The sequence below is a fragment of the Bacillus sp. EB106-02-03-XG38 genome, from assembly GCF_058792175.1.
In genome coordinates this window covers 663,563-677,414 of the sequence record NZ_JBYTED010000002.1, presented here as the reverse complement: position 1 = coordinate 677,414, position 13,852 = coordinate 663,563, and the positions used below count along the sequence as shown (strand labels likewise).

The 13,852-nt window shown below is 36.3% G+C and carries 15 protein-coding genes; 14 read left to right on the top strand and 1 reads right to left on the bottom strand.

Translation table 11 applies throughout. The annotated features are described in order from the left end of the window. The first annotated feature begins 19 nt into the window (after positions 1-19). The 11 genes from AC3WTI_RS12840 to AC3WTI_RS12790 all read left to right on the top strand — a co-directional run bounded on the left by AC3WTI_RS12840 (position 20) and on the right by AC3WTI_RS12790 (position 10,463). Complete coding sequence (locus AC3WTI_RS12840; RefSeq protein ID WP_087957621.1) at positions 20-1,117, top strand: response regulator aspartate phosphatase; 1,098 nt, start codon at positions 20-22, stop codon at positions 1,115-1,117. Next, complete coding sequence (locus tag AC3WTI_RS12835) at positions 1,118-1,348, top strand: Phr family secreted Rap phosphatase inhibitor (protein ID WP_087957622.1); 231 nt, start codon at positions 1,118-1,120, stop codon at positions 1,346-1,348. Positions 1,349-1,585: 237 nt separating this feature from the next. Continuing rightward, on the top strand, positions 1,586-2,458 hold the full coding sequence (locus AC3WTI_RS12830; protein WP_253621708.1) for an alpha/beta fold hydrolase: 873 nt from the start codon (positions 1,586-1,588) through the stop codon (positions 2,456-2,458). A gap of 76 nt (positions 2,459-2,534) precedes the next feature. After that, positions 2,535-2,735: a sporulation YhaL family protein gene (locus AC3WTI_RS12825; RefSeq protein WP_000449227.1), complete on the top strand. Its 201-nt coding sequence runs from the start codon at positions 2,535-2,537 to the stop codon at positions 2,733-2,735. A 158-nt stretch (positions 2,736-2,893) separates the two neighbouring features. Beyond that, positions 2,894-3,745, top strand: coding sequence for a DUF2935 domain-containing protein (locus tag AC3WTI_RS12820; RefSeq protein ID WP_000554483.1), 852 nt, complete (start codon positions 2,894-2,896; stop codon positions 3,743-3,745). Between the two features lie 339 nt (positions 3,746-4,084). Next, on the top strand, positions 4,085-4,534 hold the full coding sequence (locus AC3WTI_RS12815) for a helix-turn-helix domain-containing protein (RefSeq protein WP_087957624.1): 450 nt from the start codon (positions 4,085-4,087) through the stop codon (positions 4,532-4,534). A gap of 88 nt (positions 4,535-4,622) precedes the next feature. Continuing rightward, positions 4,623-5,183 (top strand): glycerol uptake operon antiterminator GlpP, encoded by a 561-nt coding sequence (gene glpP / locus AC3WTI_RS12810; RefSeq protein WP_001970619.1) that lies wholly within the window; start codon positions 4,623-4,625, stop codon positions 5,181-5,183. 228 nt (positions 5,184-5,411) lie between these two features. After that, positions 5,412-6,233 (top strand): glycerol uptake facilitator protein GlpF, encoded by an 822-nt coding sequence (glpF, locus tag AC3WTI_RS12805; protein ID WP_060629826.1) that lies wholly within the window; start codon positions 5,412-5,414, stop codon positions 6,231-6,233. Between the two features lie 12 nt (positions 6,234-6,245). Then, positions 6,246-7,736, top strand: a complete 1,491-nt coding sequence (gene glpK, locus AC3WTI_RS12800) for a glycerol kinase GlpK (protein WP_087957625.1) — start codon at positions 6,246-6,248, stop codon at positions 7,734-7,736. 133 nt (positions 7,737-7,869) lie between these two features. Further along, positions 7,870-9,552, top strand: coding sequence for an aerobic glycerol-3-phosphate dehydrogenase (glpD, locus tag AC3WTI_RS12795; protein ID WP_253621519.1), 1,683 nt, complete (start codon positions 7,870-7,872; stop codon positions 9,550-9,552). Positions 9,553-10,052: 500 nt separating this feature from the next. Continuing rightward, positions 10,053-10,463 carry a DUF2283 domain-containing protein gene (locus tag AC3WTI_RS12790; protein ID WP_087957627.1) on the top strand — a complete coding sequence of 137 codons (411 nt, stop codon included), beginning with the start codon at positions 10,053-10,055 and terminating at the stop codon, positions 10,461-10,463. A gap of 258 nt (positions 10,464-10,721) precedes the next feature. Here the strand turns inward: AC3WTI_RS12790 and AC3WTI_RS12785 are convergent, their stop codons facing one another. Further along, positions 10,722-11,084 carry a DUF3221 domain-containing protein gene (locus AC3WTI_RS12785; protein WP_097840717.1) on the bottom strand — a complete coding sequence of 121 codons (363 nt, stop codon included), beginning with the start codon at positions 11,082-11,084 and terminating at the stop codon, positions 10,722-10,724. Positions 11,085-11,439: 355 nt separating this feature from the next. Between AC3WTI_RS12785 and AC3WTI_RS12780 the strand changes: the two genes are divergently transcribed. The 3 genes from AC3WTI_RS12780 to AC3WTI_RS12770 are packed head-to-tail and all read left to right on the top strand — an operon-like array spanning position 11,440 to position 13,664. Continuing rightward, positions 11,440-11,973, top strand: coding sequence for a sigma-70 family RNA polymerase sigma factor (locus tag AC3WTI_RS12780; RefSeq protein ID WP_087957629.1), 534 nt, complete (start codon positions 11,440-11,442; stop codon positions 11,971-11,973). A gap of 4 nt (positions 11,974-11,977) precedes the next feature. Then, entirely contained in the window at positions 11,978-12,385 is a 408-nt protein-coding gene (locus AC3WTI_RS12775) for a PadR family transcriptional regulator (RefSeq protein WP_087957630.1), read from the top strand. Positions 12,386-12,392: 7 nt separating this feature from the next. Continuing rightward, positions 12,393-13,664 (top strand): FtsW/RodA/SpoVE family cell cycle protein, encoded by a 1,272-nt coding sequence (locus AC3WTI_RS12770; protein WP_087957631.1) that lies wholly within the window; start codon positions 12,393-12,395, stop codon positions 13,662-13,664. The last annotated feature ends 188 nt before the right edge of the window (positions 13,665-13,852 follow it).

Genomic DNA, 13,852 nt, shown 5'->3' with positions numbered 1-13,852 from the left:
GAAAAGGGGATGCGAGTGTATGGGAGCAGATGTAGTAACAAGGGAGCAAATGAAACATTCTTTAGATGATTGGTATCGTGTAATGTTGCAGCAAAACATAGAGAAAGCAACGGAGATGAAGGAAGAGATTGATAGTAAGATTAGTGGTTTGGACGTGGATCAAGATGTATTGCTTTATCATACATTATTAAATTTTAGATATGATGCATTAGTTGATTGGATTTCAGTTAGAGAAGATAGCTTTGATAAAGTGGAATCTTTCGAAATTCCAACAGAGGGATTTTTAGCTTATTATTATCACTTTTTCAAAGGATTTCATTGTACATTAATTTCAAATTATAACGAAGCGAAAGAACAGTATGAACAAGCTGAGAAGTTATTGAAATATATTGCAGATCCTATAGAGCATGCGGAGTTTAATTATCGGATGGGATATTTTTACTATCAAGTATATCAGCAAATGTTAGCTTTAGATTATATCAAAAAGGCAAAAGAAATATTTTGTGAACATAAAGGTTACGAAGGAAACGTGGCGTTGTGTCATAACTTCATAGGATTATGTTGTATTGATTTTAAACAGTTTGAGTTAGCGGAGGAAAGTTTTAATACCGCAATCCATTTACTTCAACAACATGATAAAGAAGAAAAACATATTTTAATGGTTAGAAGTAACTTAGGGTGGTTATATAGTAGTCAGAATTTATCAGATTTGGCAATTAGACATTTAAGTGAAGTGACTAAGAAAATGCCTAAGCATTTTAAAGCGATTTTTACTGAAGCAGAGGAAAATTATAAACTGGGTAAAATAGAAATTGCTAATAACTTAATAGAACTAGGGCTGAAAATTTGTAATGAGTTGCAAAATAAAGAATTTCAATATCGCTTTATGATATTGAAGGAATTAAATATTAATTCGAGTGCTAATGAGTTAGAGAAAGTAACTGTGGAAAGTATTTCGTATTTTGAAGAACACTCCCTTTTAGATTGTGTTAAGGAATACGCAGAAATATTAGCTTATAAATTTTATCAAGAAGAAAAACATGAAAAGGCTAGTAAGTACTTTTATATTAGTAGTCAAGCTCGAAAAAAATTTTTAAAAGAAGGAGCGTTAAAATAAATGAAAAAAATTAATACATTGATAGCGGGTTTAGTAATACTGCTTTCGTTAGGGCTGAATGCTTTTACAGAGTCTGAACAACATGCTTTAAATAGAGGAGATGGTGGAGGAGCACCAGCAAGACCAGACTATGTTAGCTTTAATAGAGGCGATGGAGGAGCACCAGCCAACTTCAATAAAGGTGACGGTGGCGGTATTAGCAAACAAGACTCACACGCTGACCATTTTTAAATTAAATAATAAAGAAAAGGGACCTCATAACGAGGTCCCTTTTCTTTTTACGACTAAAAAGAATTGACTTACTTTAAATATGTAACTATAATGGTTACAAAATAACCATCACTAATAGCAGTGAGTAATATTTTTTTAGTATAATTGTAACTATTATAGTTACAATTAAAATTAATCATAAAAAAACCAAATAATGTAAAAACTTTAAATAGCAACTTGAGAAAGGAGACGGGAATGTTGAAACGGTTTAAGTTTTATTTGATTAGCGGTATTGTGCTTGTTTTGCTTATCGTATGTAACTTCGTTGATAAGCCGATTGCGAAGGTTGGAGAAGTGAAAGATACTGTTATGATGAAGCTGAATACGAAAGAGAGTATGGCACAAATAGACGGGCAGACGATTTATTTTAAGAAAATTGGTGAGGGGAAGCCTCCTTTACTTATGCTGCACGGGTTTGGTGGTTCTTCTGATGGATTTAGTGATATTTATCCGGAACTTGCGCGAGATCACACGATTATTGCAGTGGATATTTTAGGGTTTGGGCGTTCTTCTAAGCCAATTGATTTTGAGTATTCGTTTCCTGCGCAAGTGAATTTATATTATAAGTTAATGAAGAAGCTTGGATACGATCAGTTTGCGGTGCTTGGTCATTCAATGGGCGGAGAGATGTCACTGAATTTAGCGTATTTATATCCGGACGCAGTGACGCATCTCATTTTAGCAGACTCTACAGGAATTGAGTCTTTCCAGCAAAAAGAAAGTTATGAAGGACCGCCATTATCGACAGACTTACAAACTGTAACAGAGATTACGGATTATGATAAAAGTGCGGTGAAAAATAGTCGCGACGATAAAGAGCATTATGATCAGCTGACGAAAATGAGAGAGCGTCGCATCGCGATGGAAGCCGATAAAATTAAGGTGCCGACTTTAATTATATGGGGACGACATGATAAGAGCGTTTCTTGGAAAAATGGTGAACTGTATCATCAGCTATTTACAAATAGTACGTTCCATATCATTGAAAAAGGATACCACGCACCGTTTCGCCAGGAACCAATAGAGTTTATGGAATATGTACAAGCGTTCTTCGCGAAGAATCCACAATAAAATTTAAGCATAAATTCACTTCTTTCCTCATACAGTGAAACTAATAAGGCTTGTCTAAGGAAAGGAATGAAGTTGAGTGGAAACTTTACCATGGTGGGTGTATCTTGTAATTGTTGGAATCGTATTAAGTGGCTACATGGTTTTATATACTTCGAAAAAAGAGCAAGAGATGGATAACGAGTTTATCGAAAAAGAAGGCGAAGTGTACATGAAGCGTTTAGCAGAAGAGCGAGAGAAACGTAATCAGGATAGTGATAAGGATTCGGTTTTGCTTTAATAGAAATTTTGAAAGACTACCATCTAGTAAAACTTTACATCTAGGTGGTAGTCTTTTTCTTTTTGGGAAGCATGTATACAAAATTCATTGGTGGTATTTATATATATGTTTCCTCATAAGAATGGAACTAGCGTGTTATTTACTGGGGGGGATTCACAATGCATAGGGATGAAACATCATTACATCCTGATACAGGTGTTACATCTGTAATGTTTGTTGAGCGTTCATTAAATGAAATTCGTTTTTGGTCTAGAATTATGAAGGAGCATTCTTTTTTTCTTCGCCTTGGGTTTAGATGCGAGGATACGCAACTAATTGAAGAGGCGAATCAATTTTATCGATTGTTTGAACATATCGAACAAATAGCGCATTCCTATACAAATGAAACAGATCCTGAGCAAATAAAAAGATTTAATGCAGAAGTACAACAAGCCGCAACTAATATTTGGGGATTTAAACGAAAAATTTTAGGATTAATTCTCACATGTAAATTGCCAGGACAAAATAACTTTCCACTTTTAGTTGACCATACAAGTAGGGAAGCTGATTATTTTAGAAAACGTTTAATACAATTAAATGAAGGTAAATTAGATGCTCTTCCTGATGCTATTATTAAAGAAAATGTTTTCTTTTTAAGGATTATGGCAGATCATGCTAAATTTATTGGTCATCTTCTTGATCCATCGGAAAGAAAGCTTGTAGATACAGCACGGAATTTTAGCAATGATTTTGATGAATTGATGTATCAAGCAATTGACTTAGAATCTATGAAGCCACAATCCCAAACAGTGCCACTTTTAGATCAATTTTTAGATCAAAATCGTGTGTCGGTTACATCTCTTCGGGATTTTAAGAAAACAGCACGTGATTTAATAGAGCAATGTAAAATAAAGAGTATCATTCACCCATTATTGGCAGACCATGTTTTCCGTGAAGCTGATAGATTTCTTGAAATCATTGATATGTATGATGTTCATCTTACAAATATTCAATCACAACCTAGATATTAGAAGATAAAGAAAGATAACATTTTATTTCAGCTGAGAAGTTAACAATTTGTTGTTAGCTTCTTTGCTTTTTGATGAAAATAAAAATTTGCGTTATTCTTTCTGGAGACTGGTAAGAAAGGATGGCGTATTTTTTATGCTTAATCTAGTCTTAACTAGTATCTGTTTGTTGTATTATTGTTCGGGAAATTATTATAGAAGAAAAATATATATAAATCGACACACTACATAGCGCCATGACAACCTGTAACGCACAAGTTGCACCACCTATGCAACGACAACTCGCTTTACTCTTCACCAGTTATTTGCCCATACTAGACGTAGAGAGGTGATAAACACAGTATGATTTTTAGTGAACGTTTAAAACAAGAACGAGAAAAACGAAATTGGTCGCAACATGATTTGGCTGAAAAAATTCATGTAAGTAGGCAATCTGTTTCGAAGTGGGAGACGGGAAAGAACTATCCGAGCATTGAAATTATTATTCATTTAAGCGATCTGTTCGGTATTACGATTGATGAGTTGCTAAGGAGTGATGGAGAGTTGACGCAGAAAGTTATTGAAGATAGTAAACAGTTAGCATATCCAAAATGGAAGGTGTTTTTCGATAGTCTCTTTATGATGGGTGTATTTTTGTTTCTTACAAAAATCGTTGTATGGATGTTAAATAAGTTTGCAGGAGCAAGTATTACAATTGTAGCGGATGCGCCGTATGTAATGAATTTTTTACCTCTCATCTTAATGGTCATAGGTGGTATAGGATCTGATAATTTAAAGAAAATATATAGATAGAAGAAAGAATTTCCCCACACTAGCTGTTCTTTCTACTCAAATTGTGTACTATAAAGGATAGGATGACATAAAGAAGGGGACATTTAGAATGGAATTTCATGAACAGAAAATTTTGCCGGCAGTGAGGCAAATTAAAGATTTGGAAAAGTTATTACATAGTTCGTATGAGTATATTGTTATTTTAGATATTCATGTCGGTCAATTGAAGAGTGTCGTGTCACTTGCTAAGCAATATTGTAAAAAGGTGTTTTTACATGTTGATTTGATCCATGGATTACAAAGTGATGGGCATGCGACGGAGTATTTATGCCAAGAGTTTAGACCGTATGGGTTACTTTCAACAAAGGCGAGCGTTATTATGAAGGCGAAGCAGAAGGGCGTTGTGGCAATTCAGCGTATCTTTTTAATCGATTCTAGTGCAATGGAGAAGAGTTGCAACCTGTTAGAAAAGACGAAGCCGGATTATATTGAGGTGCTTCCAGGGGCAATGACGGACATTATCGCTGAAGTGAAAGAGCGCACTGGTGTACCGATTTTGGCGGGTGGTTTTATCCGTACAGTTGATGATGTGGAGAAGGCATTACATGCTGGTGCGACAGCAATTACGACATCAAAACGCGAACTATGGAAACATTACCAAAAAAAGTGACGAAAATGTGAAAAAATTCTGTTGACACCGCTTTCATGAGAGGTTAACATTATAGACAAGTTAATAAACGTGACGGAGAAAAGAAGAGATCCACATTTCATTGTTTCTATATAAATTTATATAGAAGCGTGCAAAGCTGTGGGTCTTTTTCTTTTGACAAAAACGAATGGCCATTCATTTTACCTCTATCACATTTGGAAGCGTTTAAATTGATTGTGGAGGGATACTATGTCAGCATTTTTAGGAGAGTTAGTAGGGACTGCGTTGTTAATCTTACTTGGTGGCGGCGTTTGTGCTGGTGTAAGTTTAAAGAAGTCATTTGCGAAAGATTCTGGTTGGATTGTCATTACAATGGGCTGGGGCTTAGCAGTAGCGGTTGCAGCGTACGCGGTTGGATCAATTAGTGGGGCACATTTGAATCCGGCTTTAACGATAGGATTAGCATTTAAGGGAGCGTTCCCATGGAGTGACGTACCAGGTTATATCGCAGCACAAATGATTGGGGCAATTATCGGGGCAGTTCTAGTATATTTACATTACTTACCACACTGGAAAGAAACAGAAGATCCAGGAACAAAGTTAGGTGTATTTGCAACAGGTCCAGCAATTCCGAACACATTTACAAACCTTTTAAGTGAAATGATTGGAACATTCGTTTTAGTATTTGGTATATTAGCAATTGGAGCAAATAAATTTGCAGATGGTTTAAATCCATTTATCGTAGGTTTCTTAATTGTAAGTATTGGTTTATCATTAGGTGGAACAACAGGATACGCGATTAACCCGGCTCGTGATTTAGGTCCGCGTATCGCACACTTCTTCCTTCCGATTGCAGGAAAAGGCGGTTCAAACTGGAAGTATGCATGGATTCCAGTAGTTGGTCCAATTTTAGGTGGATCACTTGCAGGATTATTCCATCAAGTTGTATTTGAAGGAAAACAAAATGCAGCACTTATTTATGTGATTATTGCAACTGTGATTGTACTAGCAATCTCTTATATGACAAGTAAAAAAAGTGAAAGCAATACAAATAGTAGAAAAGTAGCATAGGGGGAAACCGATATGAAAAAATATATTCTTTCTTTAGACCAAGGAACAACTAGCTCACGCGCAATTCTGTTCAATAAAAAAGGTGAAATTGTTCATTCAGCTCAAAAAGAGTTTACACAACATTTTCCAAAGCCAGGTTGGGTAGAGCATAATGCACAAGAAATTTGGGGATCTATTTTAGCAGTTATCGCAACTTGCTTAAGCGAAGCAGATGTAAAACCAGAACAAATCGCTGGTATCGGTATTACGAACCAACGTGAAACAGCGGTTGTTTGGGATAAAACGACTGGAAAACCAATTTACAACGCAATTGTATGGCAATCTCGTCAAACGGCTGAAATTTGTGATGAGTTAAAAGAAAAAGGGTATAGCGAAATGGTTCGCGAAAAAACAGGTCTTTTAATTGACGCATACTTCTCTGGTACGAAAGTAAAATGGATTTTAGATAACGTGGAAGGTGCAAGAGAAAAGGCAGAAAAAGGCGATCTATTATTCGGAACAATTGATACGTGGCTTGTATGGAAATTGTCTGGTGGAAAAGCGCACGTAACAGATTACTCAAATGCATCACGTACATTAATGTTTAACATTCACGACTTACAGTGGGATGATGAGCTTCTAGATATGTTAACAGTGCCAAAGAGCATGCTTCCAGAAGTACGTCCATCATCTGAAATTTATGGCGAAACAATTGACTATCACTTCTTCGGTCAAAATGTACCGATTGCAGGTGTAGCTGGTGACCAACAAGCAGCATTATTTGGACAAGCTTGCTTCGGTGAAGGTATGGCGAAAAATACTTATGGAACTGGTTGCTTCATGTTAATGAACACAGGTGAAAAAGCAGTCGCTTCTGAGCATGGCCTATTAACAACAATTGCATGGGGAATAGATGGTAAAGTAAATTACGCATTAGAAGGAAGTATTTTCGTAGCAGGTTCTGCAATTCAGTGGTTACGTGACGGAATGCGCATGTTTAAAGATGCAAGTGAGAGTGAAGTATATGCTTCCCGCGTTGAATCAACTGAAGGTGTATACGTTGTACCAGCATTCGTAGGTTTAGGTACACCGTACTGGGATAGTGAAGTACGCGGCGCTATGTTTGGTGTAACGCGCGGTACGACGAAAGAGCATTTCATTCGTGCAACACTAGAATCTTTAGCGTACCAAACGAAAGATGTATTATGCGCAATGGAAGCAGATTCAGGTATTGAACTAAAAACGTTACGCGTTGATGGCGGAGCAGTTAAAAATAACTTCTTAATGAAGTTCCAAAGTGATATTTTAGAAGTTCCTGTAGAGCGTCCAGTGATCAATGAGACGACAGCTTTAGGTGCAGCGTACTTAGCTGGTCTTGCGGTTGGATATTGGAAAAACCAAGATGAAATTAAAGAGCAGTGGCATATGGACAAACGCTTTGAACCAACGATGGAAGCGGCAACAAGCGAAGAGTTATATGCTGGATGGAAAAAAGCAATTGAAGCAACAAAAGCTTTCAAATAATCATAAACAGTGTTATAATGGTGACAAGTTAATAATTCGGTAGGAGATTTGGAGAGACCACAACACGCTATAGAGGCGAAATCTATAGCGGAGTTTGTGGTCTCTTTTTTCGTTATCAAAGGGAGGAATTACCATGAAATTTTCAAGTAAACAACGTAAAGACGTATTAAACGGAGTAAATAAACAAGAATTAGATGTGATCGTAATTGGTGGAGGTATTACTGGTTCTGGTATTGCATTAGATGGAGCAACACGCGGGTTATCAACAATTGTGTTTGAAATGCAGGACTTTGCAGCAGGTACATCAAGTCGTTCAACGAAACTTGTACACGGTGGTCTACGTTATTTAAAACAACTTGAAGTGAAAATGGTAGCAGAGGTGGGGAAAGAGCGTGCGATCGTATATGAGAACGGTCCCCATGTAACAACACCAGAGTGGATGTTACTTCCGTTCCATACAGGCGGTACGTTCGGATCATTCAGTACATCAATTGGTCTTCGTGTATACGACTTCTTGGCAGGCGTAAAGCGAAGCGAGCGCAGAAAAATGTTTAACTGTGAAGAAACGCTGAAGAAAGAGCCTCTTGTAAAACAAGAAGGATTAAAAGGCGGCGGTTACTACGTAGAATATCGTACAGACGATGCGCGTCTTACAATTGAAGTAATGAAAGAAGCAATTGAACACGGTGCAAAAGCTGTTAACTACGCAAAAGTAGACGGTTTCTTATATAAAGATGGAAAAGTATGTGGTGTACGTGTAATCGATTTACTAGACGGTGAAGTATATGAAGTTTACGGTAAGAAAATTGTAAACGCAGCTGGTCCTTGGGTAGATACACTTCGTGAAAAAGATAACTCGAAAAAAGGAAAAGTACTTCAGTTATCAAAAGGTGTTCACTTAGTAATTGACCAAAAACGTTTCCCATTAGGCCAAGCGATTTACTTCGATACACCAGATAAACGTATGGTATTCGCGATTCCTCGTGGCGGAAAAACTTATGTAGGTACAACAGATACGTTCTACGATAAAGACGCAGCGGTACCACAAATGACAACAGAAGATCGCACATACATCATTAATGCGATTAACTACATGTTCCCAAGCGTAAAAATTACGGAAAAAGACATCGAATCAAGCTGGGCTGGTGTTCGTCCATTAATTTACGAAGAAGGTAAGAGTGCATCTGAAATTTCTCGTAAAGATGAAATTTGGACTTCTGAATCTGGTTTAATTACAATCGCAGGTGGTAAATTAACAGGATACCGTAAAATGGCCGAAATGGTAGTAGACTACGTAACGAACTTATTACAAAAAGAAGGTCATAATGCATATCCGAAGAGCGACACGAAACATATGCCAATCTCTGGTGGACATGTAAGTGGTTCACACGGATTCCCAGCATTCGTTGCGAAAAAAGCAGAAGAAGGTACGAAATCTGGTTTAACGAAAGCACAAGCAGAAGAATTCGCTAAATTCTACGGTTCTAACGTAGACGTATTATTCGACTTAGCGAAAAAACATAAAGACGAAGCGAAAGAATACAACATGCCGCTAGACGTTCTAATCCCACTTGTATACGCAATGGATTACGAAATGACAGCGAAACCAGTTGACTTCTTCGTACGCCGCAGAGGCGCTGTATTCTTCAACATCCACTGGGTATACGAGTGGAAAGAAGCAGTAATTAACTACATGGCTGCGAAACTAGGCTGGAGCAAAGAAGAGCAAATGAAATACACAGCAGAACTAGAAAAAGCATTAACAGATGCTGTCATTCCTGTAGATCAACAAGAGCAGGCGGCTGCGTTAGCATAAATAGAGAAACACCTGAAGGAGAGCCCTTTAGGTGTTTTTTCTCTTGACTAAAAATAATTAGAATGTGTTACAATAATGATAGAGTATATAGTATGAATTTTGCATAAAATAAAGAAGACAGAAGCCTGAGAAACTTCTGCCTTTGTAACCTAACTTGCTATTGTGGTGGTAGTAGGTGCGGTTATAAGACAATTACATTAACGTTTTAGCCGAGAACCGCCCTTACCTTTTCCACGAAGCAGGGTGGTTCTCGCTTTTTTGTATACAGAAATTAGCTACGGACCGACGTATCTTCTACCGATGACAACGCCAGCTCCGGTTAGGATACCGTACACTAATTTAATAACAAACATTGCGATCATTTTATCACCTCCCCCCTTTTTTCAAAATGGAAGAGATGATTACCACACCTACTAGTTATAACTTATTAAGTTACATTTCAATTGTATTATGTTTTAAAATAAGGAACAAGACAAATGAATACGGATATGAGGTGCAGCATGAAAAAATTAATTACATATGACCCTGAAATCCAGATGGCATATCTGTATGTAATTCCATTCACTTCAGAAATTGAGATTGAATCGACTGAAGAATTAGAAGAAAATCCAAACCTAAATTTAGATATAGATCAATTTGATCGTATAGTGGGGATTGAGTTTTTTGGAGAAAATGCTCGTAAATTAAAAGGATTAACAAATAGAAGTAAAATATATAAAAAGAAAGCTTCAAATGATAATGCATACATATACTCATTTAGACTTTCTCAGGACATTCATTTGCAAAAAGTGTTATTTCAAAATGTTGTATTTTATTTTGCAGATAAGAAGTATGAAGAATGGATTGGTTTTGATATTATCGAGCCATCTTTGTATGGCCATGAAATATTAGATTCTTTAAGTGAGTGTTAGAAAGAAGGAGGACTCGACTATATGGGTTCTCTTTTTCGTTTAGCGGTGAGGGGAATCTTGACGATAGAAAACTAACAAAAAACCATTATCACAAACTTAAAGAGCGCCTTGGGAGAGAGGCGCTCTTTAGGTGAATGTATTGTAACAATTATTCGGTTTATTATATGTAAGTTGCTGAGGAAGTGTTTTACAAAAAAACGTTACTTTCACAAGAAAGGGCAGCGGATGGAATTAAGAGTTCCAGAGGTTACTGGCTAATTAATCACGTATTTTTTCAATGGTCGCATCAGTTGCGATTGATGGTGTAGATTTAGTCGTTACTCCGAAAGATATAAAGAGTTTATCCCCTAATTGATAATTCTTATTTTTCTCTATGGGAAGTTTTAAGAGTTTATTTGGAATAAATTTTATTGCTTCCGCCTCTGAGTAGGAAAGGGCTTCTTTTTTTGTAGGGGTATCTGCAACGAGTATGTATACGGTATCAATTGCAATAACATATCCTGTGAAAGTCTCAGTTTTTAGAGAAGTAGTATTAGCTTGGTTGGGCGGATCTAGAGCTACTGTGCATCCGCAAGCTAATGTTAGGGTGGTTACTAAAGTTATGATTTTTTTCTTTGGCATTATTATTTTTGCCCTCCATATAGTATATGTTTCTTATTGTTATATTTTAATGTCTAGATAAATGAAATTATACCATGAGAAAGTGAGTTTAATGTAGCTTTACGTTATGTATATAGTATAAGTGTGATTAAAAATAATATGTGGAAGTGAAAATGAGCTTGAATTTTAGAGGGAGACCGAGTAGTACTTATAAATAAGTAGCTGTCTCCTATGCAGATTTTAAAGGTGCTGCCATAGATTTTATGAAATAAAGGTTTAGCAAAACGGTACGGACATTGCGAGCTGTATTTTTTTATACATTTATAAAACTTTTCCATACAGTGCGTCGTCTAATATATGGGAAGGAGGAAATGATGTGGATGAATTAATGGTAGAAGCGTTTGAGATAGAGGATAAGGAACTTCTTATCGATGAAATTATGAACAAGTATGGACAAGAAGTCTTGCAGCTTGTGTATTCATATGTAAACAATAAAGAAATTGCTGAGGATGTAACGCAAGATATATTTATGAAATGCTATAAATCTCTTCATACATACAAAGGGAAGTCGAATGTGAAAACGTGGTTATGGAGAATTGCGATTAATCAATGTAAGGATTATATAAAAAGTTGGTATAACAAAAAGGTGATCGTGACAGAGGATGAAGCTGCTTATATTGGGGTTCAAAATGATAGTGTCGAACAAACTGTCATTCAAAATGCGGAGGACCGTGAGCTCGCGTCTGCAGTAATGAATTTACCGATAAAATATCGAGAAGTCATTTATCTATTTTATTATGAAGAATTATCAATTAAAGAGATTGCTACAGTAATAGAAGTAAAGGAAAATACGATAAAAACGAGACTGAAAAAAGCGAAGGAGCTTTTGAAGAAAGGATTGGAGGAATAATCAAATGGAAGATCGATTAAAAGGCCTGCGAAAATCAATGGAGAATACAACGTTTAAACATTTGAGTTTTTCTGATCAGCATCGGAAGCGGGTGCGTGAAAAAATCAATCAATCGTCCGAAAAGGAAGAAGATATCCTTTTAGCAGTGTTGCAACTTCTTATGAATGAAAAAACAGGTTATGAATTGACTCAGCTGTTGCGGGGGAGAGGGATTCAAAAATTCGAAGGTGATGAAGGGTCTCTATACACTGTATTACATCGTCTAGAACAGAATCGCTTTATCCAATCTAGCTGGGATCATGAGGGAGCTAAATATTATCAATTAAATGATAAAGGAAACAAGATGCTGCGAAAGGCAGAGAAGAATGCTACGAAGGCGCGATTTATATTAAAAGGTTTAGTACAGGAGTGAGAAAAAATTGAATAAAAAAGGGGAGCGTTTTTTAAAGGAAGTTACGAACCATATTAAATCAAAAGAAGCGAAGGAATTAGTAGCAACTGAACTAAATTTTCACTTGAAACAGGCGAAGAATATGTGGATAGAAAAAGGGTTAAGTGAGGAAGTTGCTGAAGATAAGGCTGTTGAACAAATGGGAAGTCCGATTAAATTAGGGCAGGAACTTAACAAACTACATAAGCCAAAGGTGGATTGGTTCTTACTTATTTTATTAGTAGCTGCGATGGGGCTAGGGTTTTTGCCAGTTATAGCTTTTGGATATATGAATGATTTACTAATGGATAAGGTGATAGCTGTTGCTCTTGGTATTGCAACAGCGTTAGGGATGATGCTGATTGATTATCGGAAGTTAGAGAGATTAGGATGGTTGTTTTATACAATTGGTGTACTTATCTTGTTAATGTTATACTGCTTTCCGAATGCTGGGATGCTTGGAGAACCGATAATAAAAGTTGGTCCTATTGCAATTGACCGTTTAATGGCAGTGCCGTTCTTTTTTCTAGCTTGGGCTTCTTTTTTCAATAATAGTAGGATAAAAGTAATGCATCTTGTGGCTCTGTATTTATTTTCTTTGTATTTATTCTTAATTGGCGCAGCTTTTTCAGTGATCTTTATTTATATCACGATGGTATTCGTTATGCTTTGGTGGAGTAAGTTAGGAAAGAAAACGGCATTAATTATTACAATTGTACCAATCTGTTTATTGATTATAAGGGCGTCTTTTTCCTGGCCCTCAGTAAAAGGATATCATTTGGATAGATTTTTAGGGTATTTGAATCCAGAGCGTGATGCACAGGGCGCAGGCTTTATGTATATACGTTTAAAAGAGGTAATGTCGTCAGCAGGTTGGTTTGGTACATATGGAGATGTAAAGAGCATCCCTAATCCGGATACTGATTTTGTATTTGCAAGTTTGACTTATTATTATGGATATGTGCTAGCACTGATTCTTGTCTTAATTCTTTCTCTTTTTGTAGCACGGTTAATGTTCATATCTTATACAATAAATGACCGGTATGGTAAATTGCTTCTCGTTGGAGGAATGACTCTTTTCGTAGTTCAATTCATTTATAACGTTGGTATGATTTTAGGTTTATTACCGATTACTGCTATATCACTACCTTTTATTAGTTATGGATTAACACCAACTTTATTTCATGCGCTTTTAATGGGAATCGTACTAAGTGTATATCGACGTAAAGATATGTCGTTTAGCAAGAGAAAAACACTTTGATACTTATATAAGTTGCATATAAAAGAATTCATTATTTATGATCAAGTACAAACGTAAATAGATAGTAGAAGAGGGTTATGAGAAATAACCCTCTTTTCGTGTTTAAATAAGTGCGCTCGCTTTAATAGAAATACATAATTCAGAACGAGATATCGATTCAGTTAGTTGTTGTAAATCCTGCATAAAAA